Origin of the sequence: Polaromonas aquatica (genome assembly GCF_042659145.1) — a bacterium.
In the GTDB taxonomy this organism is placed as follows: Bacteria; Pseudomonadota; Gammaproteobacteria; order Burkholderiales; family Burkholderiaceae_C; genus Polaromonas; species Polaromonas aquatica.
In genome coordinates, this window is sequence record NZ_JBHSRS010000002.1 from 24,609 (window position 1) to 50,109 (window position 25,501).

General features: G+C 62.7%; 20 protein-coding genes. 11 read left to right on the forward strand and 9 right to left on the reverse strand.

Going from position 1 to position 25,501, the window contains the following annotated elements; translation table 11 throughout:
* Positions 1-27 precede the first annotated feature (27 nt).
* Positions 28-978, forward strand: a complete 951-nt coding sequence (locus tag ACFQND_RS00785) for a Gfo/Idh/MocA family oxidoreductase (protein ID WP_371435377.1) — start codon at positions 28-30, stop codon at positions 976-978.
* Between the two features lie 154 nt (positions 979-1,132).
* Positions 1,133-2,140 carry an aldo/keto reductase gene (locus ACFQND_RS00790; RefSeq protein ID WP_377411933.1) on the forward strand — a complete coding sequence of 336 codons (1,008 nt, stop codon included), beginning with the start codon at positions 1,133-1,135 and terminating at the stop codon, positions 2,138-2,140.
* A 39-nt stretch (positions 2,141-2,179) separates the two neighbouring features.
* Here the strand turns inward: ACFQND_RS00790 and ACFQND_RS00795 are convergent, their stop codons facing one another.
* Positions 2,180-2,491 carry a hypothetical protein gene (locus ACFQND_RS00795; protein WP_371435379.1) on the reverse strand — a complete coding sequence of 104 codons (312 nt, stop codon included), beginning with the start codon at positions 2,489-2,491 and terminating at the stop codon, positions 2,180-2,182.
* Positions 2,492-2,868: 377 nt separating this feature from the next.
* On the opposite strand from ACFQND_RS00795, the gene ACFQND_RS00800 reads away from it, so the two are divergent.
* A complete protein-coding gene (locus ACFQND_RS00800; RefSeq protein ID WP_371435380.1) occupies positions 2,869-3,330 on the forward strand; it encodes a CHRD domain-containing protein in 462 nt (153 codons plus the stop codon).
* Positions 3,331-3,367: 37 nt separating this feature from the next.
* Here ACFQND_RS00800 and ACFQND_RS00805 read toward each other — a convergent pair whose 3' ends face one another.
* The 4 genes from ACFQND_RS00805 to ACFQND_RS00820 all read right to left on the reverse strand — a co-directional run bounded on the left by ACFQND_RS00805 (position 3,368) and on the right by ACFQND_RS00820 (position 8,140).
* Positions 3,368-4,837: a M81 family metallopeptidase gene (locus tag ACFQND_RS00805; protein ID WP_371435381.1), complete on the reverse strand. Its 1,470-nt coding sequence runs from the start codon at positions 4,835-4,837 to the stop codon at positions 3,368-3,370.
* 2 nt (positions 4,838-4,839) lie between these two features.
* Entirely contained in the window at positions 4,840-5,838 is a 999-nt protein-coding gene (locus tag ACFQND_RS00810) for a Bug family tripartite tricarboxylate transporter substrate binding protein (RefSeq protein ID WP_371435382.1), read from the reverse strand.
* 71 nt (positions 5,839-5,909) lie between these two features.
* A complete protein-coding gene (locus tag ACFQND_RS00815) occupies positions 5,910-7,256 on the reverse strand; it encodes an aspartate aminotransferase family protein (RefSeq protein ID WP_371435383.1) in 1,347 nt (448 codons plus the stop codon).
* Positions 7,253-8,140 (reverse strand): MurR/RpiR family transcriptional regulator, encoded by an 888-nt coding sequence (locus tag ACFQND_RS00820; protein WP_371435384.1) that lies wholly within the window; start codon positions 8,138-8,140, stop codon positions 7,253-7,255. Before ACFQND_RS00820 ends, ACFQND_RS00815 begins: the two co-directional genes overlap by 4 nt.
* Before the next feature lie 206 nt (positions 8,141-8,346).
* On the opposite strand from ACFQND_RS00820, the gene ACFQND_RS00825 reads away from it, so the two are divergent.
* From ACFQND_RS00825 to ACFQND_RS00835, 3 genes are all read left to right on the forward strand, one after another.
* Positions 8,347-10,722 (forward strand): YgiQ family radical SAM protein, encoded by a 2,376-nt coding sequence (locus tag ACFQND_RS00825; RefSeq protein ID WP_371435385.1) that lies wholly within the window; start codon positions 8,347-8,349, stop codon positions 10,720-10,722.
* A gap of 266 nt (positions 10,723-10,988) precedes the next feature.
* The gene (locus tag ACFQND_RS00830; RefSeq protein ID WP_371435386.1) at positions 10,989-12,134 is read left to right on the forward strand and encodes an aromatic ring-hydroxylating oxygenase subunit alpha; all 1,146 of its coding nucleotides are present in this window, start codon (positions 10,989-10,991) and stop codon (positions 12,132-12,134) included.
* A gap of 258 nt (positions 12,135-12,392) precedes the next feature.
* On the forward strand, positions 12,393-13,199 hold the full coding sequence (locus tag ACFQND_RS00835; protein WP_371435387.1) for a hypothetical protein: 807 nt from the start codon (positions 12,393-12,395) through the stop codon (positions 13,197-13,199).
* Between the two features lie 17 nt (positions 13,200-13,216).
* On the opposite strand, the gene ACFQND_RS00840 is transcribed toward ACFQND_RS00835, so the two are convergent.
* The 4 genes from ACFQND_RS00840 to ACFQND_RS00855 form a co-directional block, all read right to left on the reverse strand.
* Positions 13,217-13,798 carry a hypothetical protein gene (locus ACFQND_RS00840; protein ID WP_371435388.1) on the reverse strand — a complete coding sequence of 194 codons (582 nt, stop codon included), beginning with the start codon at positions 13,796-13,798 and terminating at the stop codon, positions 13,217-13,219.
* Positions 13,799-13,898: 100 nt separating this feature from the next.
* Positions 13,899-14,897, reverse strand: a complete 999-nt coding sequence (locus ACFQND_RS00845) for a 4,5-dihydroxyphthalate decarboxylase (RefSeq protein ID WP_377411939.1) — start codon at positions 14,895-14,897, stop codon at positions 13,899-13,901.
* 2 nt (positions 14,898-14,899) lie between these two features.
* Positions 14,900-15,901: a Bug family tripartite tricarboxylate transporter substrate binding protein gene (locus ACFQND_RS00850; RefSeq protein WP_371434397.1), complete on the reverse strand. Its 1,002-nt coding sequence runs from the start codon at positions 15,899-15,901 to the stop codon at positions 14,900-14,902.
* A 188-nt stretch (positions 15,902-16,089) separates the two neighbouring features.
* Positions 16,090-17,013: a CoA transferase gene (locus tag ACFQND_RS00855; RefSeq protein WP_371434396.1), complete on the reverse strand. Its 924-nt coding sequence runs from the start codon at positions 17,011-17,013 to the stop codon at positions 16,090-16,092.
* 282 nt (positions 17,014-17,295) lie between these two features.
* Between ACFQND_RS00855 and ACFQND_RS00860 the strand changes: the two genes are divergently transcribed.
* Genes ACFQND_RS00860 through ACFQND_RS00880 form a run of 5 tightly spaced genes read left to right on the forward strand, consistent with a single transcriptional unit; the run spans position 17,296 to position 25,205 of the window.
* Entirely contained in the window at positions 17,296-18,747 is a 1,452-nt protein-coding gene (locus ACFQND_RS00860; RefSeq protein ID WP_371434395.1) for an efflux transporter outer membrane subunit, read from the forward strand.
* Entirely contained in the window at positions 18,744-19,958 is a 1,215-nt protein-coding gene (locus tag ACFQND_RS00865; protein ID WP_371434394.1) for an efflux RND transporter periplasmic adaptor subunit, read from the forward strand. The genes ACFQND_RS00860 and ACFQND_RS00865 overlap by 4 nt, the downstream gene beginning before the upstream one ends.
* Complete coding sequence (locus tag ACFQND_RS00870) at positions 19,955-23,128, forward strand: efflux RND transporter permease subunit (protein ID WP_371434393.1); 3,174 nt, start codon at positions 19,955-19,957, stop codon at positions 23,126-23,128. The genes ACFQND_RS00865 and ACFQND_RS00870 overlap by 4 nt, the downstream gene beginning before the upstream one ends.
* Complete coding sequence (locus tag ACFQND_RS00875) at positions 23,125-23,832, forward strand: heavy metal response regulator transcription factor (protein ID WP_371434392.1); 708 nt, start codon at positions 23,125-23,127, stop codon at positions 23,830-23,832. The genes ACFQND_RS00870 and ACFQND_RS00875 overlap by 4 nt, the downstream gene beginning before the upstream one ends.
* Entirely contained in the window at positions 23,829-25,205 is a 1,377-nt protein-coding gene (locus ACFQND_RS00880) for a heavy metal sensor histidine kinase (protein ID WP_371434391.1), read from the forward strand. The genes ACFQND_RS00875 and ACFQND_RS00880 overlap by 4 nt, the downstream gene beginning before the upstream one ends.
* The last annotated feature ends 296 nt before the right edge of the window (positions 25,206-25,501 follow it).

The window sequence follows — 25,501 nt, forward strand, 5'->3', positions numbered from 1 at the left end:
ACCCCGAATTAAAAAAGGACCCAAGTTATGACAATTAAAGTAGCACTGGCAGGCGCAGGCGCATTCGGCATCAAACACCTGGACGGCATCAAGAACATTGACGGCGTGGAAGTGGTGTCGCTGATCAGCCGCGATATTGAAAAAACAAAGGAAGTGGCCGCCAAATACAACATCGGCCACGTGACCACTGACCTGAATGAAAGCCTGGCGCTCAAGGAAGTCGACGCCGTCATCCTCTGCACGCCCACGCAGATGCATGCAGACCAGACCATCGCCTGCCTGAAAGCCGGCAAGCATGTGCAGGTCGAGATTCCGCTGGCCGACACCCTCAAGGGGGCGCAGGCCGTGGTTGATCTGGCCAAAAGCAGCGGCCTGGTCGCCATGTGCGGCCATACCCGCCGCTTCAACCCAAGCCACCAGTACGTGCACAAGGAAATCACGGCAGGCCGCTTCAACATCCAGCAGCTCGATGTGCAGACGTATTTCTTCCGTCGCACCAACATGAACGCCATGGGTCAGGCCCGTTCATGGACTGACCACCTGCTGTGGCACCACGCCGCCCACACCGTGGACCTGTTTGCCTACCAGTGCGGCAGCCCGATCGTGAAGGCCAATGCCATCCAGGGGCCCATACACCCGGTGCTCGGCATCGCCATGGACATGAGCATCCAGCTCAAGGCCGCCAACGGCGCGATCTGCACGCTGTCGCTGAGCTTTAACAACGACGGCCCGCTGGGTACATTCTTCCGCTACATCGGCGACAGCGCCACCTATCTGGCCCGTTACGACGACCTGTTCAACGGCAAGGAAGAAAAAATCGACGTCAGCAAGGTGGACGTGAGCATGAACGGCATCGAACTGCAGGACCGCGAATTTTTCGCAGCGATCCGCGAAGGCCGCGAGCCCAACAGCAGCGTTGCCAGGGTTCTGCCTTGCTACCAGGTGCTGCATGACCTGGAACTGCAACTGAACGCATAAAAAGTATGTCGCGATTATCGCGACGTCATTTGCGATATCAAAGCAAAATGGGGGCGGTACTCAGCGCAACGCAATAGCGTGCTGGGGCCCGCCCCCATTTTCATTTCCGATTTTCGGGTTTTAGATTTACGCCAAAAATTTCAAAGGAACCTCCATGAAAACGAGACAACTGGGCCCGTTCACCGTAAGCGCCATCGGCCTGGGTTGCATGAACCTCAGCCATGCCTACGGAACGCCGGTGTCGGCGGAGCAGGGCGAGCGTGTGCTGCTGGCCGCGCTGGATGCCGGTGTGACGTTGTTCGATACCGCCACGCTGTACGGCTTTGGCGCGAATGAAACACTGGTCGGCCGTGTCATGAAGTCGCATCGCAGCAAGTTCACCCTGGCCAGCAAATGTGGATTGCATGGCGTGGATGTGGCCGGCGACGGGAAGATTGTGCGTGTGATTGACGGCAGCCCGGCAACCATACGCAAAAACTGCGAAGACAGCCTGCGTCGCCTGCAGACCGACGTGATCGATCTCTATTACCTGCACCGCTGGGACAAAAAAGTACCCATCGAGGACAGCGTGGGCGCGCTGGCTGACCTGGTAAAAAAAGGCCATATTCGCAGCATTGGCCTGTCGGAGGTTTCGGCCAGCACCCTGCGCAAGGCCCATGCCGTGCACCCGATTGCTGCAGTGCAGACAGAGTATTCGTTGTGGACGCGCAATCCTGAGATCGCGGTGCTCGACGCCTGCCGGGAGCTGGGCACCACCTTTGTCGCCTTCAGTCCCGTGGCGCGCGGTTACCTGTGCGGCCTGCTTACCGATGTCAGCACGCTGGACGCCAAGGACATCCGCCGCCCCATGCCGCGCTTTTTGCCGGAGAACTACGCTGCCAACCTGAAGCTGCTGCAGGCCTACAACGCCATCGCCAAGGAAGCCGGCTGCAGCCCGGCGCAACTGGCACTGGCATGGCTGCTGCACAAGGCACCGCACATCATCCCCATCCCCGGCACCACCAGCGTGGAGCACCTGCATGACGACCTGGGTGCGGACAATGTCAGCCTGACGCCTGAGTTGATTGCCCGGGTTGAGGCTGTCATCAACCAGCAGACGGTGGTTGGCCCGCGCTACACGGCGCAAGCCACCTCGGAAGTGGATACCGAGGAATTCGCCTGATTCTTGCGGGAGTGTACGGAGTGCGGGCTTGTCCCGGTATCAGTTGTTCAGCCCCCCGCCGCAATCAACTTGCGCATCCAGTTGCATGCCCTGCCGAGAGTAATCGCTGTCGGTCACCTTGCAGTCCGATATTTTTTCGATGGCGCGGAGCAGGGCGGCCCTGCTGGCTGTGTCGTCCGGTAGCGGTGTCAGCGGGTTCGATGCAGTAGCTGTCCAGGTGCCCGCGGTGAGCTGGCTGATGAGATATGCCCTGCCGCCAACATTGACCTGGCGCGCAGTGGCGTCATCCGTGAACGGGTTTGCCGAGCAGGCGCTCAAGGCCATGCAGGCCAGGGCCGCGAGTAATTTCATGAGGATGCCGGGGCGTATGGCTGACGGACTGAAAAGTAGATGGGCACATGATGGCCTGCATCCGGCGACGGGGATATGGCTGCTTTGGGCTCAGGTACCTGTGGTGGCACCTTAGGGAGCTTGGACGAATCGGGGCAACCGCACAGCAGCGCGGCAGAAAATACCAGTGGAAACAGGGTTTTCATGGCGTCTCCTGAAGTGGGCAAAAGGTGTGGCTTTCATCATAGGATGCACTTTGGTGCTGCGCCAGAGCGGGCTGCAAACTCGCGGTTATCGCCTACAGCGCCTGCTCCGGGCTCAGGGGTATTCTTGCTCTTCGCGTTGGGTGATGGCCCGTGCCTATCCAACAATGGTCTTTTAACCTACTGGAGCCCACCATGTACACACGTCGCCAGGTCAGCCGATTGTCCCTTTCCGCTTTTACCGTGGTCGCGTTTGCCGCCATGACGGGCTGCGGCATGATGAACCAGCCGTCGAACATGGTGGCCCTGAGTACCCAGCTTCGCGGCGCAAACCAGGTACCGCCCAATGCCAGCACGGCCAGCGGCTCGGTGGATGCCGTATTCAATAAGGATACCAATCTGCTGCGCTGGAAGGTCAACTACACCGGCCTGAGCGGTCCGGCCACTGCGGCGCACTTCCACGGACCTGCTGCCATTGGCGCCAACGCCGGTGTGGTGCTGGGCTGGACCGCGCCCATTACCAGCCCCATGGATGGCAGCGCAACTCTGACGTCTGCCCAGGCGGCTGACCTGCTGGCTGGCCGCTGGTATGCCAATATTCATACGGCTGCTTATCCTGCCGGTGAGATCCGCGGCCAGATGACGGTGCGCAACTGAGAGGACGGCGGCTTGCCGGCCGCATGGCTGGCTTGTGTTAGCTGTGCTGTGTATGCTGGCGTCCCAATGGCAGCAATGCCAGGTTGAGGCAGGCCGGACCCGGCGCATCGATGTCCACAATGGCCTGGCACAGCGGTGCGAATGCCGCCCTGAAATGGTTCTTGGCTTTCACGCACAGCAATCGTGTCGCCGCCATGTCAATACCGTGCAATGCAAAGAAGGCCGGGTCGTTGCAGGATGCGACATGCTCACTGACGATGACCTGAACTGTGCCGGCCCGCAAGACGACGGTCTGGCCGCAGTCGACCGTGCTCCCGTGTTCCATGGGGCCCGTATTCGTGTAACGGCCCCCGGTGAAACGTTCGACCTGCACCGTGAGCGCTACCGGCTCGCCGTATAAGGGTGTTTGTTTGCCGCCGAGTTGCACCTCCATGACGGCACCAATGCCTGCTGCCTGTGCTGCCCGCAGGACAGCGGCATCCGCCAGGCTGGCAAACACACATGGAAAGTCCGGCCCGGCATCCAGCAGCGCCCGCAGCAGCGTGGGGGTGTCACCTATGCCGCCCGACAGCGGGTTGTCCGCGGGGTCCGTGACGGCGACCAATCCCGGCGTTTTCAGGGCCATGGCAATGCCTTCGGCGGCGCTGATGAGAGGGATGTCAAACTCGTGCGCCCGCCGGGCCAGTTCGGCGTAGACGCGGTCGGCGGCATTTTGCGCGGCCTCGCCATCGCCGTCGGCCCAGGCCATGACGGAGGCCCCAATGTTGGACGAGTTGGCATAGGCAAAACCACCGTAGACCGACACATCCAGAACAGGCGCTTGAACCAGGCTCAGGGCCAGCTCTTGCAATGCGGCCATGGGGCCCGAGTCGGTGCGCATATTGGCACTGGAGAGGAAAAGTCCCTCATGGCGCATGGCACCCAATGGCCGGATATCGCCTTCGGTGGTTCGCCGCAGCAGGTCGAGTGTGCGCGCGGCTGTTTCCCGCATGTCAATATGCGGATAAGTCCGGTAGCCGCAGGCGATGTCCAGCAAGTGCACCAGCTCGGGGGCATGGTTGGCATGCATGTCGAAGCTGGCCGCGATGGGAACCCCCGGGTGTGCGGCGCGCAGGGCCTTCACCAGCTCCAGCTCCGGCGCGTCACGCCTGGAGGTGATGCCGGCGCCGTGCAGGCTCAGGTAGAGCGCATCCCAGTGGCCGTGCCGGAAATCCTCCAGGACTTCGGCCGCAAAGGTTTCGAAGAGCGTGTCGTCAATCGGCCCGGAGGGCAGGGCGGAAGCGCAGCGGGAAACCACAAGCTCCCAGTCCGGCCGGGCCTGCATGAAATCGCAGACGGCGGCCAGTTCTGTCGCCGTGCCTTGCGCCGCCTGCAGGGCGTCGGCGCCTTTTCGCCACTCCCTGCGCTCGAAGTCCTGGCGTGTTGCGGGAATGGGGCAAAAGGCGTTGCCCTCGTACCAGAGGCGGGCCACGCCCAGCCGCTTGCGGGGACCGGAGGGATGCGCCATGCTCATTCGACGTGGATGTTGGCGCGCTTGACGACCTCGCGGAACTTGGTCTGCTCTGCCTTGATCAGCGTCGCAAATTTTTCGGGTGAACCGCCGTCGGGAATAGCCCCCATTTTTGCAATGCGCGCCTTGGTGCTGTCCTGCTTCAGGAAATCATCCAGCGCCCTGGCCAGCTTCTGGATCACCGGCGCCGGTGTGCCGGCAGGCGCGACGAGGCCAAACCAGGAGCCGACTTCATAACCCGGCAAGGTGTCGGCGATGGCTGGGACATTGGGCAGCGTGGCGACGCGGTCTTTCACCGTAACCCCCAGCGCCACCACTTTGCCGGCCTCTATCATGGGCATGGCGGTGGGCAGGTTGTCTATGAGCAATTCGATCTGGCCGGCCATCAGGTCGTTCATTGCGGGTGCTATGCCGCGGTAGGGAATGTGCGTGATGCTGACCTTGCCCGAACTCTTGAACAGCTCGCCCGCCAGGTGGCTGGTGCTTCCCATGCCCGCGCTGCCGTAGTTCAGTTTTCCCGGGGCGGCTTTAGCCCGGTTCAAGAGGTCGGGAATCGTTTTCAGCCCGCTTTGGGTGCTGGCCAGCAACACATTAGGCACCATGGCGATGTTGGACACTGCGGTGAACTGTTTCTCCGCGTCATAACCCGTGTTGGCGTAGGCGTACTTGTTGATGGCCAGCGGTCCGGGCGTGGCCAGCAGCAGTGTGTAGCCGTCCGGCGCGGAGCGTGCCACCTCGGCTGCGCCGATATTGCCGCCGGCGCCCGCCTTGTTATCCACCACCACGGTTTGCCCCAGGCGTGCGCGCAGGCCTTCGGCGACCAGGCGGGCCAGGATGTCCGTGGTCCCCCCGGCGGCAAAAGGCACCACGATGCGTATTGTTTGGGCCGGATAGTCCTGGGCCTGAACGGCAGGCGCCGACAGGGCCAGCATGCAGGAGAGCGCCGCCATCACGAGGCCTGACCGTCGGGTGGTATCGATGGGAAACTGTTGGTTCATGGAAAGTCCTTGTTTATCCTGGTGTGAATGGGTTCGGTAGCGGGGCATGCTTGCCGTATTGACCGCGATCGTCAGGCCGCCATGGCCGAGGGCAGGGCTGCAAGCGCGGCATCCACCGCATCGGCCAGGCGGGTGACGATGGCGTCCAGGTCGCGGTCCTCCACGATGAAAGGAGGAGCCAGCAGGATGTGGTCACCCTGCCGGCCGTCTATGGTCCCGCCCATGGCATAGACCATCAGGCCGCGGGCCATGGCTTGTTCGCGGATACGGGCATTGAGCTGCAACTGCGGGGCAAAGGGTTGTTTGCTCTGCCGGTCGGCGACCAGCTCGATGGCCTGGAACAGGCCGCGGCCGCGAATGTCGCCCACATGCGGATGTCTGCTGAACGCGGCCTGCAGCTTGCGCTGCAATGCCAGGCCGTGCACACGCGAGGCCTCGACCAGGTGCTCGCGCTGCAGGATGCGCTGGACCTCGAGCGCCGCCGCACAGGCCACGGGGTGGCCTATGTAGGTGTGGCCGTGCATGAACTGGCCGCTGCCGTGGGCAAAGACGTCGTGGATTTTGCGTTGCGCCAGAACCGCGCCTATGGCCTGGTAACCGCCGCCCAGGCCCTTGGCGACGGCCATCAGGTCGGGCACCATGCTCTCCTGCTCCACCGCGTGCAGGGTGCCGGTGCGTCCCATGCCGCACATGACTTCGTCGGCAATGAGCAGCACGCCATAACGGTCGCACAGGGCGCGCATGGCCTTGAAGTAGCCGGGCACGGCCGGTACGGCGCCCAGTGTGGCCCCCACAACCGGCTCCACGCAGATACCTATCACCTTGTCGGGTCCCAGGCGCAGCAGCTCCGCCTCCAGTTCCATCACCAGCCGCTGGCCGTATTGCTGGGTGGTTTCGGTGGGCAGGCGGTCGCGGTATTCATAGCAGGGGGACACATGCGTGACATCGATCAGCAGGGGCTCGAACTGTGCGCGCCGCCATGCGTTGCCGCCCACTGCGAGCGCGCCCAGGGTGTTGCCGTGGTAGCTTTGCCGGCGCGCGATGAAATGTTTGCGCTGTGGTTCGCCGATCTCGACGAAATACTGCCGGGCCATTTTCAGCGCCGCCTCCATGGCCTCCGAGCCGCCCGAGACAAGATAGACATGCGACATGCCGGCTGGCGCATTGGCAATGAGCGTGTCGGCCAGCTCTTCTGCCACACGCGTGGTGAAAAAGCTGGTGTGCGCATAGTCAAGTTGCGCCATCTGGGCTGCCATGGCTGCGATCACGTCCGGGTGGTTGTGGCCCAGGCAGGAGACGGCGGCGCCGCCGCAGGCATCCAGGTATTTTTTTCCGGCGGTATCCGTGATGTAAAGACCGCTGGCCGAGACTGCCTGGGGCAGGGTGGTTCGGATCTGGCGATGGAAGATGGCGCTCATTTTTTCTTTCTTGAAGGAGGATTGCTCCAGTAGGCGTTGCTGGATGCGAGGCGGGATTCAACTGTCGCCAGGCGGTCCAGCACGGTGTTGCCGCCGCGCGCCGCCAGCCGGGCCAGCAGGCCCTCGACCAGCGCCAGCGAGCCCAGCATGGAGTGGAAATAGGAAGGCGAGTCCGCCCGGAACTGCAGGATCTGGTTGGCGAAGGCAGCGGCGGGCGACAGGGGGCTGTCCGTCAGGGCCAGCACCTTGACGCCGCGCTCGCGGCAGGACTGGACAGCCTCTATGGTCGGGCGGCCATAGGGTTGCTGTGTGATGCAGACCAGCAGGTCGTCCGCATCCAGGCTGTCGACCTGGTCAGGAAACGCCCCGCCCAGGCCGTGGACCAGGATGCCGTTGCCCGCTATCAGGCTATAGGCATAGTAGAAGTGGTAGCTGATGGCAAAGCAGGAGCGGACACCCAGAAAGGCCACGCGCCTGGAATGCAGGATGGCATCTGCCGCGGCATTCAGGTCCTCAGCCGTGTTCAGCGCGCAGGCGGAGCGCACATTGTCGAGCTGGACGGTTTCAAGCAAAGGGTCCAGCCCATTACCCGCGTTACCCGTCGCCTGCATGGAGTGGACCCGCTCGCGGAAGTCCGGCACCGGACTGGCCAGGGCATCCTGGAAGGGTTTGCGAAACGAGATGTAGTCGTCAAAGCCCAGGGCCCTGGCCATGCGTGCCATGCTGGTGGGCGTTGCGCCCGCCAGTTCTGCCTGCTGGCGCATGGACAGCAGGCCCACCTGCCGCGGATTGTCTGCCGCCCACCGGGCGCAGCGCTGCAGTTCCGGCCCCATCTGATCGAAATGCGATTCGATGCGTTTCAGGCAGTCGCTCAGGGTTGTCATGGGTTTGTTCTGGAAAGTTATGAGCTCATGCGATATGTTTCATTTATACCATCATGTTTCATTTGAATCAAATGCAAAAACCACCATGAACGCCACAAAATGAAGCGATATCGGACCTGTTCGACCTTTTTCCCCGGACTGTTTGTCCTTCAGGGTGCGCAGATGAGGGTAAAACCTTACACTAGCGGGTTGCCTCCAAAGTCCCCATGAACGCCCCCATAGACGTCTCCTTTTTTACGCGCGCCGCCAAGCCGCTGACCAGTTACCGCAAGTACTGGGCGGCCCGCTTCGGTACGGCCAAGTTTTTGCCGACCTCGCGGGCAGAGATGGAAGCGCTTGGCTGGGATAGCTGCGATGTCATCATCGTTACCGGCGATGCCTATGTGGACCACCCCAGCTTTGGCATGGCCGTGATAGGCCGCATGCTGGAGGCGCAGGGCTTTCGCGTTGGCATCATTGCGCAGCCCGACTGGCAGAGCGCAGACCCGTTCAAGGTGCTGGGCAAGCCCAACCTGTTCTGGGGCGTGACCGCCGGCAACATGGATTCGATGATCAACCGCTACACGGCTGACCACAAGATACGCAGCGACGACGCCTACACACCCGGCGACATAGGCGGCAAGCGCCCGGACCGCGCCGCGCTGGTGTATTCGCAGCGCTGCCGCGAAGCCTACAAGGACGTGCCCATCATCCTGGGCGGTATCGAAGGTTCGCTGCGCCGCATTGCGCACTACGACTACTGGTCGGACAAGGTGCGCCGCTCCGTGGTGGTCGATGCCAAATGTGACCTGCTGCTCTACGGCAATGCCGAGCGCGCGATTGTCGAGATTGCCCATCGCCTGGCGGCCCGCGAGACGATTGCCACCATGACCGACATTCGCGGCACGGCATTTATACGCCGCGCCGGCGATGAAACATCACAGGGCTGGTTCGAGATCGACTCGACCAGTGTCGACGCGCCGGGCCGGGTGGAGGCGCATGTCAACCCCTACATGATGATTTCGGACGTGGCAAAGGAGCAGGGTGCGACCTGCGCACGTGAAGACGAAGCCGCAGGTGTTGCCGTCAAGGCGGAAGCTGCAGGCTCGCCTGTCCTGGCGGCTGCTCCTGCAGCCAACCCCGCCATCAAGCCGCTGACCTTTGTGCCCAATCCCAGCCTGCCGCACATGCAGGGCAAGATCAAGGTGCCGCCGCGCGACCGTTCCGTCATCCGCCTGCCGTCTTACGAACAGGTCAAGAGCGACGCCGTGCTGTATGCCCACGCCAACCGCGTGCTGCACCTGGAGACCAACCCCGGCAATGCACGCGCTTTGGTGCAGGCCCATGGTGAAGGCGCGACGGCGCGCGATGTCTGGATCACACCGCCGCCCATCCCGCTGACCACGGCCGAGATGGACTATGTGTTCGACTTGCCCTACGCCCGCGCACCGCACCCGAGTTATGCAGACGAGAACGGCAGCCACGACCACGCGACAAAGATCCCCGCGTGGGAGATGATCCGCTTCAGCGTCAACATCATGCGCGGCTGTTTTGGCGGCTGCACTTTTTGCTCCATTACCGAGCACGAAGGCCGCATCATCCAGAGCCGGTCCGAGGACTCCGTGATCCGCGAGATTGAAGCGATACGCGACACCGTCAAGGGTTTTACCGGCGCGATCTCGGACCTGGGCGGTCCGACTGCCAATATGTACCGCATCGGTTGCAAGAGCCCTGAGATTGAAGCCGCCTGCCGCAAGCCATCCTGTGTGTACCCGGGCATCTGCTCCAACCTGAACACCGACCACAACCCGCTGATCAAGATGTACCGCCGCGCGCGAGCGCTCAAGGGCGTGAAGAAGATTTTGATCAGCTCCGGCCTGCGCTACGACCTGGCCGTGCAAAGCCCCGAGTACGTGAAAGAGCTGGTCACGCACCACGTCGGCGGCTACCTGAAGATCGCGCCCGAACACACCGAGCAGGGGCCGCTCACCAAGATGATGAAGCCCGGCATAGGCAGCTACGACAAGTTCAAGCAGCTGTTTGAAAAATACAGCCTGGAAGCCGGCAAGAGGCAGTTTTTGATCCCATACTTCATCGCAGCCCACCCCGGCACCAGCGACGAAGACATGATGAACCTGGCGATCTGGCTGAAGAAAAACGGTTTTCGCGCCGACCAGGTGCAGACCTTTTATCCGTCACCGATGGCGACGGCCACGACGATGTACCACACCAACAAAAACCCGCTGCGCAAGATCACGCGCGACAGCGAGACGGTGGACATCGTGCGCGGCGAGCGTCGCCGGCGCCTGCACAAGGCCTTCCTGCGTTACCACGATCCCAATAACTGGCCGTTGCTGCGCGAAGCGCTGAAGGCCATGGGACGTTCCGACCTGATCGGCAACGGCAAGCACCACCTGATCCCGACCTTCCAGCCTCTGGTGGATGGCACATACCAGAGTGCGCGGCGCAAGAACTCGACCACCACGGTGACCAAAGCCTCGCCAGTGACCAAGGGCCGTCTGCTCACGCAGCATACCGGCCTGCCGCCACGCGACAACGGTTCGGGCAAACCGCCGGGCGTGAAACCTTCACGCAAGCGCTGATACGGCCTTGTGCCCGTGCGGGCTTGCCCCGTAATCGACCCTGACTCATTTCCCCGCGTCGCCTGGCGCGGCGCGGGATCACCGTGCCACGGCGAAACGCAAGCAGGTCACTCTCCTGTTTTTCAAGGAAAAAGGGCTCATGGCCGCCGTCTGGTGCGCGCAAGAAGCTATCAAATCAGGAGTGAGCCAGGCATCTGTCGCTGCCGCAACACCGCTGAAAGCTGGTCCCGTTTTATAGTGGGTCCACAAAAATACGGAGACAAGCGATGCAGCATGATGAGCAAGTGGCCCTGGTCCAGCGCGCGTTCGCGCTGATTGACAGCAAAGGCAGCGAGCGTGGTGAACCATCGACCAGCCCGGTTGAACGTTACCTGGACCCGGTCCGTTTTGAGCGCGAGCTTGAGCAGGTCTTTCGCCAGTACCCGCTGGCGCTGTGCCCTTCCGGCGCGCTGGCCCGGCCGGGTGATTCCTTTGCCATTGATGTGGCCGGTTTGCCGCTGCTGCTGGTGCGCGGGGAGGGCGGGCAGCTCAACGGCTTTGTCAACGCCTGCCGGCACCGCGGCACACGCCTGCAGGCCGCTGGCCCCGCACACCAGCGCGCCTTTGTCTGCCCTTACCACAGCTGGACATACGGCCTGGACGGTGCCTTGCGCGGCCGGCCGCATGGCGAGGATTTTCCGCAGGCGCCCGCGAAGAACTGCGTGCTGGCCCGCGTGGCTGTCGCCGAAGCACTGGGTTTTGTCTGGGCTGTTCCGCGCGTGTTGAAGGAAGGCGAAAGCGCACAGCTCGACATCATGAGCTACCTGGGGCGTTTTGCTGCGGATCTGCGCAATTGGGGCTACGACGGCTGGCAGCCGTTTCACCAGCGTGAATTTTCCAACGCCGCCAACTGGAAGATTCCGTTTGAAGGCAATCTCGAAACCTACCACTTCCAGTACGCCCATCGCAACAGCATCGCCGGCCTGTTCCACGACAACCTGCTGATCGCCGACCATGAGCGGCAGCACCGGCGCATCTTTTTGCCCAAGCGCAGCATGGAGAGCCTGCGCGAGCTGCCGCAAAGCGAGTGGCAGGCCGGCCCGCACTCCAACATCATTTATTACTTTTTCCCTGCCACTTTCATCCTGCATGAAGGTGATCATGCCAACGCCTTCACCGTGCTGCCTGAAAGTGTGGGCCAGTCGCGCGTGCTGGGGACCACGCTGGTCCCCGAAATGCCAAAGACCGAGAAAGCCATCAACTACTGGAATAAAAACGTCGCTTCGTTCTGGGGAGCGCTGGATGAAGACTTTGCGATGGGCGTTTCAGCGCAATCGACGTTTGCGAGCGGGGCGAACAGCGCGCTGCAGTTTGGCGCAACGGAATGGTGCTCGGCAAAGTTTCATGCCGACGTGGAAGCGGTGATTGGCTGAGGGGAATTGAAGTTGCTATTACTTTCATAGCTGGTCGCGCGCAAGAGATGCCGGCCATGGGCCTTTTTTGCTGAAAATCCAGGCCGCGCGGGGCAAATGCTGTCGGCTGGCCCGCCGCCCTTGGCTATGATGCAGGCCCTGACATTCTTTCGCTTCCTTCAAGCAGTCCCGCTCCGGCCCTTTTTGTCGCAAAAAGCCTTGCGGCGGGCGCACGCAGGAAGCTGTCTTTTCCAAACACCTGCCAAATTAAAACCAGCCATGAACATCACGGTTAACGAAGAACTGCTTGCCTACATCGATCCGCTGACCCCCGACGAACACCAGGCGCTGGAACGCAGCCTGCTGGCCGAGGGTTGCCGCGATGCCCTGGTGTTGTGGGGCGATGTGCTGGTGGACGGGCACAACCGTTATGGCATCTGCACCAGGCACGGCATCCCTTTCAACACCGTGCAGCACCAGCACTTCAAGTCCCTGTCCGACGTCCACCTGTGGATGATTGACCAGCACCTGGGACGGCGCAGCGTGTCGGATTTCCAGCGCGGTGTGCTGGCCCTGCGCAAGAAAGACATCCTGGCCGCGCGTGAACAGCCGGCGGCTGAAGTGGCTGCGGCAGCTCCCGACGGGTCACCACCCTGGGACGAGGGCGATAGCAACAGCGCATCGCCAGCAGCGACCGTCGCGCCGGCGGCTGCGGCGCCCGAGTCCGGGTTGACCCGTGAAGCGATGGCCAGGGCGGCACGCATCAGCAGCAACACCATCAGCCAGATTGAAAAGATCCAGAAATCGGCCGCGCCCGAACTGGTGGCGGCGGTGAAGTCCGGCACTATCTCCATCAACGCAGCGGCCACCGTGGCCTCGTTGCCCATGGAGGAACAGGTGGTGGCCGTGGCCGGGGGCAAAAAAGAGCTTCAGCAGGCGGCACGGCAGGTGCGTGCAGCCAAGGCCGTGGCACGCACCGAACCCGACACGCCCGAGGGCGTGATTGCCCGGCTCAGGCAGACCATTGCTGAACTCACCGCAGAGAATGCGGCGCTGAAGGCGCAACTGGCCGGGCTGTCGTCCTGACAGGGGTTGGGCGAACCTTATTTGCCGGCTGGAGGCGCTCCGGCTGGAGGTGCTGAGGCTGCTGGCTGCGCGGTAATGCCCAGACGACCGGCTACAGTCCGCTCCAGCGTGGCGACCTTGGGCTCTACGGTGCCGCGTGTGTCAGCCAGCAGTTTTTCAAGCAGCGCTTTCTGCATGTCGCCGCCCAGCTGCTGGAACTTGTTGTACGCGGGCGATTCGAGAAAGGTGGCGAGCTGCTTCAACTCGTCTTCGCTGAATTTGTCTTCCAGCAGGGTGCCTATGGTCGTGGGTGCCAGCTTGATGGCGCGGTCACGTACAAAGGGGACGGCATCGTCCAGGTACTTTTTGACGTCGGCCTGGATGTCCTTGGCCACCGCCTCCCGTTTGTCGGCTGCCACGCGAGCGACCAGCATGGAGTCTGCGCTGTTGAGCACGGCCAGTGCCGGCCGCTCGGCCATGGCGCGGCTCATGGCCTCGATGCTGGGCTGCTGTATCTTGAGGATGCGGGCGACCAGGGCTTTTTTGGCGGGAGTGGACTGCGCCTGCACCGCGAACATGGGCAGAGCCAGTACTGCGGCGATAAAGAGTTTTTTGTACATGCGGGCATCTTAAACCCGGGAAACTCTTCAACGCCAACGTCTGGTTACGCTTGTATTGCGCACCATGCAGCCTGGCGCTTGTGACATTGGGCAGACATGCTTACACCTTGTAAGAGGCCAGCACCTGGGTAGGGAAAAGCTCCTCCACATCCAGCAGGCGATGGCAGACGCCTTGCTCAAACCCGAATTTGAGGAATGCGGCCAGCGTCGCGCGGTTGATGTCGCCGCCGCGGCCTGCGCCTATGCCGTAGGGGAAAAAATCATCGCCAAAGGTGCTGCGCATGCGCTGCGTGTATTCGGCCATCCAGGCTACGGGGGCGTGCGAGGCCGTCACATCCGACAGGCGCTCGATGGAGCGGTCTTTCGCCTCAAGAAAAGCCTTGTAAAAACTCATGCCCAGCCAGGGGTGCGCTTCCAGCACCGGGCCCTTGAGCACCAGCCCGTGCATGATGGGGTAGATGCTGGTGTCCTTGAAGTACTGCGCTTCCGCCGCCAGGTAGTCGGGCATGAGCCGGGCAATGCCCTTGCCAAGCCCCACAGGTGGGCGGGCTGACATCACGGCGTCAAGTTCGCCCTTGAGCAGCATGTCGTTCAGGCTGCTGTCCGGCACATTGCGCAACTGCATGCCCTCGGGCAGCTTGAGTTTGACCTTTTCCTTGCGGCCGGGCTCGTTGACGCCGGCCTGTACCCACTGGATGTCCTTGAGTTTCAGGCCCACGTAATCGCTGAGGTAACCGCGGCCATAAATGCCCGCGGTCTGCGCCCATTCGGGAATGCCTATGCGTTTGCCCTGCAGGTCTTCCGGGCGTTTGATGGCGCCGCCTTCACGCACGTAAAACATCGAGTGCCGGAAGGCGCGGGAGATAAACACCGGCAGCGCCATCACGCTGGTGTCGTCCTGTGAGCGCAGGGCAATGTATTTGCCCATGGACATTTCGGACACGTCCCATTCGCGGTGCAGGGTGAAGCGGTAAAAAATCTCTTCAATCGGCAGGTCCAGCGTGCGCAACTGCACGCCTTGCACGGGCACGCTGCCGTCGGTGACATCGCGTGTGTGGTCGTAAGGGCCCAGGGCCAGTGTGAGGGGAAGGGGGTTCAAGATTATTCAGCCTCGATTTTTGCGGTTTTGATGACACGGCCCCATTTTGCGGACTCGGCTTTCACATAGGCGGCCAGTTCTTCAGGCGTGCTGTAGACCGCCTCCTGACCCTGTTTTTCAAGTTGTGCGCGGTGCTCGGGGTTTTTGCCCAGGGCCACCATTTCCCTGTTCAGCCGCGCAATGATGGCGGGTGGCGTGCCGGCCGGGGCAAACAGGCCGTACCAGGAACTGGCGACGACACTGGGGTAGCCAAGCTCGGTCATGGTCGGCACGTCGGGCGCTGCTTCAATGCGGGTGGGCGAGGTGACGGCCAGCGCGCGCAGCCTGCCCGACTTTACAAACGGCAGGCTGGAGACCACGCCACCAAAAACCATTTGCGTTTCACCGGAAATAACCGCCGCCGCCGCGGGCGTGCTGCCTTTGTACGGGATGTGCATGATGTCAATGCCCGCCGCGATCTTGAACAGTTCTGCCGACATCTGCAGCGGGGAGCCGTTGCCGCCCGACGCGAAGTTGAGCGCACCGGGTTTGGCTTTGGCCAGCGCCACCAGTTCAGGCACAGTTCTGGCGGGGAAGGCGGGGTTGACAACCAGGATCTGGTAACCCTGCGCCACCATGCTGATGGGCGCAAAGTCCTTGACCGGGTCGTAGTTGACCTTGCCCATGTGCGGCGTCATGGCGAGGTTGGCGACAAAACCCAGGGTGAGGGTGTAGCCGTCGGGTTTGGCATGGGCGACCTGCTCGGTGCCCAGGTTGCCGCCCGCGCCGGGTTTGTTCTCGACAAAAACCTGCTGGCCCAGCGCCGTGGACAGGCGCTGCGCGACGATGCGGCCCAGCGTGTCGTTGCCGCCGCCGGGCGGGTAGGGAATGACCAGGCGTATCGGTTTGGCAGGGTAGTCCTGCGCAAGGGCCTGCGGGGCATGGGCTGCCAATGCCAGGAACGCGGCCAGGCCGGCGGCAAAACCGCGCAGGCTAAAAAGCAGACCGTGTTGGATTTTTATCATGTCGGCCATCCTTGAAAGCATGGAAATGGTAAGCATGCTTATGATATGAAGGACGGCCGGACTGACCCCTAGGGACTAACCCGTGCTGGTGTGGGCGAGGCGGCGGTTTTAGTTGAGGTTTAAAGCCGGTTTTCCGCCGGTTTTCAAGCGAAACAAGCCCCTGGCCACCGTCAATTGCGCGCCGCCAGCTATTGATTTGATAGCGTATGCAGCGGGATGTCCTTTTCCGCCGCAAGCTTGTCCAGCGCCTTGCGTGTCTTGCCCTGCAACCATGCGGCAACCGCCTGCTGTGTGGCGGGGGCGAACATGGCCTTGGCGCTGGAGGCTTCAATGCCTGCCGCTGCACACAGGCGCGCCGCGAAGTGCGGCTCCAGCGCTGCCAGCGCCACACGGCCATCCTTGCATTTGTAGACACGGTACCCTGCGTGGCCGCCGCCTACTGCCGCGCCGGGTTTGGTCAGCCCCCAGGTGCGCGGCAGGGCCAGGTAGCTTGCTGCATCCGACAGGGCGACTTCAAGGTACACGCCCTTGCCGTTGCCGCGCTGGTGCATCACGGCCTGCAGCACCGCTTCGCTGGTCATCAGCGAACCACCCATGTCGGCGTACAGCGTGGGCGGCAGGTCCAGGCCGGTGACGAGATCGTTTTCAGCCAGGTAGGTCAGGTCGTGGCCGGGCTCTTCGGCGCGTTCACCCGGTGCGCCCACGATGGCGACCAGGCTCAGGGCCGGGTATTGTTTGTGCAGGGCTTTCCAGCCCAGGCCGAGCTTGAGCAGGGCAGAAGGGCGAAAGGACGTGATCAGCACATCGGTCCTGGCCAGTTCACGGTGCAGGGCTTTTTGGCCCTTGTCCGTCTTGAGGTCGGCCGCCGTGATGCGAACCCCCTCGTGCATAGCCATATAGGCGGTGGGGTTGTACCAGCCCATGGGATCGCCGGATGCGCCCGCGGGTGAGCCTGCAGGCGCAGGCGGCTCCAGCTTCAGGCAGGTGGCGCCCATCTGCCTGCAGCGCATCAGGGCGGCCGGACCCGGCATGTTCAGGGCCAGGCTGAGGATTCGTACGCCTTTCAAGGGGCGCAGGGGCGGGCGTGGAGAAGCTGTTTTGGTGGTGGCCATTTGCTATTTATTTGCTAGCTGGTTGCGCCCGTGTTTATTGGGCTGGAGGCCTAATTTACCTTAAAAGCCATGACGTATGGGGCTGCGGCAGGGGCCGGGCGCCTGCTTTTTTGAAGGAAAAGTGCCCGGGGCCGCCATGAGAAGCGCGCAGTTTGCTATTAAAAGCGTAGCAAATCCTGTCTGCTTGCGAAACTGACAGAACCGTCATTTTCGGGACAGCGTGGCGTCCTGATGGCTTTTCTAAAGTGTCTGCATTACCGGACATTCAAAGAAAAGCTGGCCATGGCCCCATTGCTTCCTGTCGTTTCGCGCACCGGTTTCCGCCTGTCCGTCATCGTGGCTGCCGTGCTGCTGGCCGGCTGCGCGGCCGGACCGGACTATGTGCGCCCCGCAGTCGAGACCCCGGCGGCATGGAAGGAAACCGGCGCCTGGAAAACCGCACAACCGCAACCCGCCGACAGCCAACACCCCTGGTGGGAAGCCTATGGCGACAGCATACTCAACACGCTGGTTGCTCAGGCCAATGCGGCGAACCAGAACATACGCCAGGCCGAGGCGCAGTACCGCGCTGCGTCGGCCGCTGCCGATGCAGCGCGTGCCGGCTTCTTTCCGACCGCGGGGGTTTCTGCCGGAGCTGGCCGTGCGTTGACCAACAGCAACGGTATCCGGCTGGGCAACAATGAAAATCTTGGCTTCGCCGCCAGTTGGCAGCCGGACCTGTGGGGCAGCGTGCGGCGTTCAGTCGAGGCGGGCAATGCCGGGGCACAAGCCAGTGCCGACGACCTTGCCGGAGCCCAGCTCAGCATCCAGGCCGCCGTGGTGCAGGATTACCTGCAGCTGCGCGTGACCGACCAATTGCGGGAGCTGTACGCCGCCACCACGCTTGCGTACACGCGGGCGCTGGAGCTCACACAACACCAGTACGAGGCCGGTGTTGCGCTGCGCTCCGACGTGGCGCTGGCGCAAAGCCAGCTCAAGACCGCGCAGGCACAGGGCACCGACCTCGATGCCCAGCGCGCCCAACTTGAACATGCGCTGGCCATCCTGACCGGCCGGCCGCCCGCTGCGTTCAGCCTGGCGCCGGCCACGGCCGAACATCCCTTTGAGGCGCGCCTGCCGGCATCGCCGCCGGGCCTGCCTTCCGAATTGCTGGAGCGCCGGCCCGACATCGCCTCGGCCGAGCGCCATGTGGCCCAGGCCAATGCCAACATCGGTGTGGCCACCGCCGCATACTTTCCTTCACTGACGCTGAGTGCGAGCGGCGGTTTCAGCGCTGCGCAGTTCGGCACGCTGTTCAACACGCCAAGCCGTGTCTGGTCGCTGGGCGCCGCGCTGGCCCAGACCTTGTTTGACGGCGGTTTGCGGCGCGCCCGCACGGCGCAGGCTGTTGCCACCTATGACGCATCGGTGGCGCAATACAAACAAACCGTGCTCAATGGCTTCCAGCAGGTCGAAGACAACCTGTCCACGCTGCGCGTGCTGGACGGCGAGGCCAGGCTGCAGGACGAAGCGGTGCAGGCTTCGCAACTGGCCGAGCGTCTTGCGCTCGCCCAGTACCGTGCCGGCAGCGCAAATTACCTTGCCGTGGTGACTGCGCAAAACCTCTCGCTGGCCAACCAGCGCACAGCAGCGCAACTGCTGGGCCGCCAGCTCGCCGCCAGTGTGAGCCTGATCACCGCAACCGGTGGCGGCTGGAATGCGCCCACAACCGAATCGAGAAAGCCCACGCCATGAAAACCCTTTCATCCCTGTCCAGGCGGCAGAAATTCTGGATTGCCACGGCCGTGATGGCGGGGCTGATCCTTGCTGCCTGGTACATGTCGCACCGCAACCTGGCGACCAGTTCGACACCGGCCAAACCACCAGCCGTACAGGTGACGATCGCGCAGGTCAGGACGCAGGACGTGCCGCTGTACCAGTCCGGCATAGGCACCGTGGCCGCCACACAGAGCGTGGTCGTGAAGGCACGCATCGATGGTCAGCTGGACCGCATCGGCTTCACCGAAGGGCAGGACGTCAAGGTCGGGCAGATGCTTGCGCAGCTTGACCCGCGCACCCTGCAGGCGCAGCTGCAACAGGCGCAGGCCCAAAAGGCCAAGGACCAGGCACAGCTGGGTAACGCCCAGTCCGACCTGCGCCGCTACACCACGCTGATCGCGCAGGACGCAGCGACGCAACAGCAGTTCGATACACAAAAAGCCCTGGTCGCGCAACTCGATGCGGCGGTCAAAACCGACGATGCGCAGATCAATTACGCGACGGTGCAACTCGGCTTCACCACCATTTCTGCTCCCATCAGCGGCCGTGTAGGCGCGCGGCTGGTGGATGTGGGCAACATCGTGCACGCTGCAGACGCCACGGGCATCGTTGTCATCAACCAGGTGGACCCGATCTCCGTGGTCTTCACGCTGCCCGAAGGCGCCTTCCAGCAAGTCAACAGCGCGTTGCAGGGCGAACATGCACCGCTGGTGGTGCAGGCCTTTCCGCGCGACAGCCAGGAGCTTCTGGGTACAGGCAAGCTGATCCTGCTCAACAACCAGATCGACACTGCGACCGGCACGGTGCAGCTCAAGGGCAGTTTTGCCAACCCGGCGCACACCTTGTGGCCAGGCCAGTACGTCAATGTGCGGCTGGTGCTGGGCCAGCGCAGCGGTGCAAGCACGGTGCCAGCAACGGCGGTGCAGCGCGGTGAGAGCGGTACCTATGTCTATGCGGTTGATGCGGACAATACGGCGAGGCTGCAGCCGGTCCAGGTGGCGCAGATCCAGGACGGTGTGGCCGTGATCAGCCAGGGCCTGAACCCGGGTGACCGTGTGGTGACCGACGGCCAGTACAAGCTCAAGCCGGGTATCGGTGTGATCGAACTGCAGCCGAACCAGGGCAGCAAGGGGGCCGGGGCGGCGAAGGGCTCCGCGCCCGCGCCGGCAACGGGGGCAGGCAAGTGAGCGTTTCAGCCGCCTTCATCAAGCGCCCCATAGGCACCACGCTGCTGGCGCTGGCCATACTCCTGGTCGGGGCGGCGGTGTTTCCGCTGCTGCCGGTGGCGCCGCTGCCGCAGGTCGATTTCCCGACCATACAGGTTTCGGCCAACCTGCCCGGCGCGAGCCCCGAAACCATGGCGTCGAACCTTGCCCAGCCGCTGGAGCGGCAGTTCTCGCTGATCGCCGGGCTGGCGCAGATGACCTCGACCAATGGCATAGGCTCGACGCAAATCACCTTGCAGTTTGATCTTGACCGCAGCATAGACGCGGCTGCGCTCGACGTGCAGGCCGCCATCAATGCCTCCAGCGGGCAGCTGCCTGCCAACCTGCCGAGCCCGCCGACCTTTCGCAAGGTCAACCCCGCCGACGCGCCCATCCTGATCATGGCGGTCCAGTCGAAGACGCTGCCGCTGACCGAGGTGAACGACTACGCCGACAACATCCTGGCGCAGCAGATTTCTCAGATATCGGGCGTGGGCCTTGTCAACATAGGCGGCGTGCAAAAGCCCGCCGTGCGCGTCCAGGTTGACCCTGCCAGGCTGTCTGCGCTGGGGCTGAGCCTGGAGGATGTGCGCACGGTGATTGCGTCGGCGACGGTGAATGCACCCAAGGGCACGATTGACGGTACAAACCAGAGTTTTACCGTCTATACCAATGACCAACTGTTAAAAGCCGGTCCGTGGAATGACGTCGTGCTGGCTTATCGCAACGGTGCGCCCATCCGCGTGCGCGATATCGGCATCGCTGTAGACGGGCCTGAAAACGCCAAGATCGCCGGCTGGGCCTATGCCGGTGCGGCGGCACCTGCCGGCAGCACCATTACCAATGGCCGCTCCATCGTGCTGGCCATCACCAAGCAGCCGGGCGCCAACGTGATCCAGACCGTGGACCGCATCAAGGCTGCAATGCCGCGCCTGCAGGCCGCGATTCCGCCCACTGTCGAGGTCAATACCCTGGTTGACCGCACGCAGACCATACGCGCTTCGGTGACCGACGTGGAGTTCACGCTGCTGCTGACCATTGCGCTGGTGGTGATGGTGATCTTTGTTTTCCTGCGCAACGTGCCGGCCACGCTGATCCCCAGCGTGACGGTGCCGCTGGCGCTGCTGGGTACGGTGGCGATGATGTACGTGCTGGGCTACAGCCTGGACAACCTGTCCCTGATGGCGCTGACCATCTCGGTCGGCTTTGTGGTGGACGACGCCATCGTGATGCTGGAAAACATCTACCGCTATGTCGAGCAGGGCATGGCGCCCATGGAGGCGGCTTACAAGGGTGCGAGCGAGATCGGCTTCACCATCATCTCGATTTCCGTATCGCTGGTGGCGGTGTTCATTCCCCTGCTGTTGATGGGCGGCATTGTGGGGCGGCTGTTCCGCGAGTTCGCGGTCACGGTCACGCTGACCATTGTGGTCTCGGTAATAATTTCGCTCACCCTCACGCCCATGCTGTGTTCGCGTTTCCTGAAGAACGAGCATGGCCGCAGGCACGGCCGGCTTTACCAGCTGTTCGAGCGCGGTTTTGATGCCATGCTGAACGGCTACAAGCGCGGCCTGCATGTGGTGCTGGACCACCAGTTCATCACCCTGATGGTGTTCTTCGCCACACTGGCGCTGACAGGCGTGCTGTTCGTCGTCATTCCCAAGGGCTTTTTCCCGCAACAGGACACCGGCTTCATCTCCGGTATTGCCGAGTCTGCGCAGGACGCCTCCTTTGCCTCCATGAATGCCCGCATGATAGAGCTGGCCGATGTGGTGCGGCGCGACCCCGACGTGACGGGTTTCGGCATGAATGGCAGTTCAGCCACCTTCAACACCGGTAACTTTTACGTCAGCCTGAAACCGCGGGACGAGGGCCGCACGGCCACCGCCGACCAGATCATCGCGCGCCTGCGTCCGAAGCTCGCCAGGGTGCAGGGCGTGAACCTGTTCCTGCAGGCCGGGCAGGACATCCGAGTGGGTGGCCGTGCCTCGCGCACGCAATACCAGTACACGGTGACGGACTCCAACCTGGACGAACTCAACACCTGGGCGCCCAGGCTGCTGGCGCGCTTCAGGCAACTTCCCGGGATCACCGACCTGGCCTCCGACCAGCAAAACGCCGCGGCGTCGGCTGTGCTGACCATAGACCGCGATCGTGCGTCCAGCTTTGGCATCTCGCCCGCGACCATAGACGCGACGCTTTACGACGCCATCGGCCAGCGCCAGGTCGCGCAGTATTTCACGCAGCTCAACAGCTACCACGTGGTGCTTGAAGTGACGCCTGCGATGCAGCAGGACCCTTCGCTTTTCAGCAAACTCTACCTGACTTCGCCGCTGACCGGGCAGCAGGTGCCGCTCTCGACCTTTGTGAAGGTAGACACCAGCAAGACGGCCTACCTGTCCATCAGCCACCAGGGCCAATTCCCTGCGGTGACGATTTCGTTCAACCTTGCACAGGGCACTGCGCTGGGCGATGCGGTCAATGCGATCAACAAGGCGCAGGCCGAGATGGGCTTGCCGCAATCGCTTTCCGGCTCGTTCCAGGGCACGGCGCAGGCCTTCCAGGACTCACTGTCAACGCAGCCCTACCTGATTGCCGCCGCGCTGGTGGCCGTGTACATCGTGCTCGGCCTGCTGTATGAGAGCTACATCCACCCGCTGACGATCTTGTCGACCCTGCCATCTGCCGGCGTCGGCGCGCTGCTGATCCTGATGGCCGGCGGTTACGACCTCAGCGTGATCGCGCTGATAGGCATCATCCTGCTGATAGGCATCGTGAAAAAGAACGGCATCATGATGATCGACTTTGCGCTCAAGGCCGAGCGCGAGCAGGGCCTGTCGCCGCATGACGCCATCTACCAGGCCTGTCTGCTGCGCTTTCGGCCGATTATGATGACAACGATGTGTGCGCTACTTTCCGGTCTGCCCCTGATGCTGGGCCAAGGCTCAGGCTCCGAGCTGCGCCGGCCGCTGGGTTATGCAATGGTTGGTGGGCTGATACTTTCGCAGGCGCTCACCCTGTTCACCACTCCTGTGGTTTACCTTTATCTGGACCGAGCCCACTACTGGTATGAACGCCGCAAACTTGCGCGCAAGGCTGCCCGCGAGGCGGGGCAGCTACCGCTGGCTCCGGGGCAGCTGGAACAGCCATGAAAATCCTCATCGTCGAAGACGAACTCAAGACCGCCGACTACCTGTATAAGGGGCTAACGGAGCAGGGTTGTGTGGTGCACCTGGCGCACAACGGCATAGACGGGCAGCACATGGCGCTTGAAAACGATTACGACGTCATAGTCCTTGATGCGATGCTGCCGGGGCTTGACGGCTTCTCGGTACTGCGGGCGTTGCGCGCGCTAAGGCAGACACCGGTGATCATGCTGACGGCACGCGACAGCGTCGAAGACCGGGTCAAGGGCCTGCACGATGGCGCCGACGACTACCTGGTCAAGCCCTTTTCGTTCCTGGAGCTGCTGGCCCGGCTGCAGGCGCTGACACGGCGCGGCCGCACGCAGGAGCCCATGCAGCTGAAGATCGCCAACCTGCAGATAGACCTGCTGGCGCGCAAGGCCTCGCGCGGCAATACGCGTATAGACCTCACGGCCAAGGAGTTTTCGCTGCTGGCGGTGCTGGCTCGGCGGCAGGGTGAGATTCTTTCAAAAACCGCCATTGCCGAGCTGGTGTGGGACATGAACTTCGACAGCAATACCAATGTTGTCGAGGTCGCCATCAAGCGCTTGCGCGACAAGATAGATACCGGTTTTACCCCGAGGCTGCTGCACACGATTCGCGGCATGGGTTATGTGCTGGAGCTGCGTGAGCTTCCTGATGCGCGGCACGAGGAGGGGCGTGATCCGTGAAGCGCTCCATTGAACGGCGCCTGGTCGTGATGTTTGCAATTGCCGCGCTGGCAACTTTTGCGCTGGCCAGTGCCGCGCTGTATGCGGTGCTGCAGTCCGAACTCGCCAGGCATCAGCACGAGGAGCTGGACACCAACCTGCAGAACCTGCGCTATTCGATTGAACGCACCGGCGATGTGGAGCGCTGGCACCGTGTCGTGCTCAAGCTGGACACGCTGACGCCGGCCGACGGCCGTGTGCGCTTCTGGGTGCTCAGTGACGACCCGCGTTTCCAGTACGGCAAGGGGCTGGGCGAGGTCGAGGCCATGGACCACGATGCTGATGGGCGCGGCACCCTCAAGCTGTCCGGCCAGGCGCAGCCCTTGCACACCTTGTCAGTGGCAATAGATGCCTTCGGCGAGCGGCCCAGGGTGCGGCTGGTGGTTGGAAGCGACTGGCCGGGTTACGGGCATACGCTGCGCGTTTTCCTGGGCGCCTTGCTCGGTGTGTCCCTGACCGGCGTTCTGCTGGTGATTCTGGCCGGGCACTGGATTGCGCGTGTCGGCCTTAAGCCGCTGGAGCAGCTCTCCAGGGAGGCGCAGGCCTTGCGCCCGCGCAGGCTTTCGCAACGCCTGAAGCTGGACGACATGCCGGACGAACTGTCGGGCCTCACGGCGGCCTTTAATGGCGCGCTTGGCCGGCTGGAAGATGCCTACAGGCAGTTGGAAGCCTTCAATGCCGACGTTGCACATGAATTGCGAACGCCGCTGGCCAACCTGATAGGCGGCACCCAGGTCGCGCTGTCGCGCCCGCGCAGCGCACCGGCGCTGGAGGAAACACTGCAGTCCAATCTTGAAGAGCTGGAGCGGATGCGCTCCATCGTCAACGACATGCTGTTTCTCGCGCGCGCCGACCAGGGCGAGGCGGCGACCAGCCTGGTGCGCACGCTTGTAGAGACCGAGGTGCGCCGCACCATCGAGTTTTTTGAATTTGTGCTCGATGAGGCTGGCAACACGGTTGCGATTGAAGGCGAGTTGACGGCCGAGGCCACTATCGAGACATCGCTGTTCCGGCGTGCCTTGTCCAACCTGCTGCAGAACGCGATTGAGCATTCGGCGCCCGGTGCCCGTTTGACGGTGCGCATAGAGCGCGAAGCCGGCTGGGTCTGGGTCAAGGTCTGCAATCCGGGCTTGCCTGTGGCCGAGGAACATTTGCGGCGCCTGTTCGATCGTTTCTATCGTGTCGATGTTTCGCGCCATGACCGGGGCCAGCATCACGGACACGGTTTGGGGCTGGCCATCGTCAAGGCGGTGGCGCGCATGCATGGCGGAAGTGTGGTGGCTGACAGTGCGGGTGGGGTTACCTGCATAGGTTTTAGCGTTCCTGCGTCGTGATGCTGCTGCGCTGTCAGGGCGACCGGATTTATTGATTTTTTCCGTTATGCCGCTCCGTTCGGGCTTAGTTTGTCGAAGCCTTCGCTGTTTTGGGTGTGTTGCCCTTCACGGGCAGGCCGGGGGTAGCCCGGCGGCTAGTTACTTTCTTTTGCTTCGCCAAAAGAAAGTAAGCAAAGAAAAGGCGAGCCGCAGTCAGGGCCGCGTTGCGGTTCCTTGCGCTGCTCGGATGAGCCGGAAATTTCAGAAACTTGTCTGCTGCGCAGCCTTCGGACATCTGAAATTTTGATCCGTCTCCT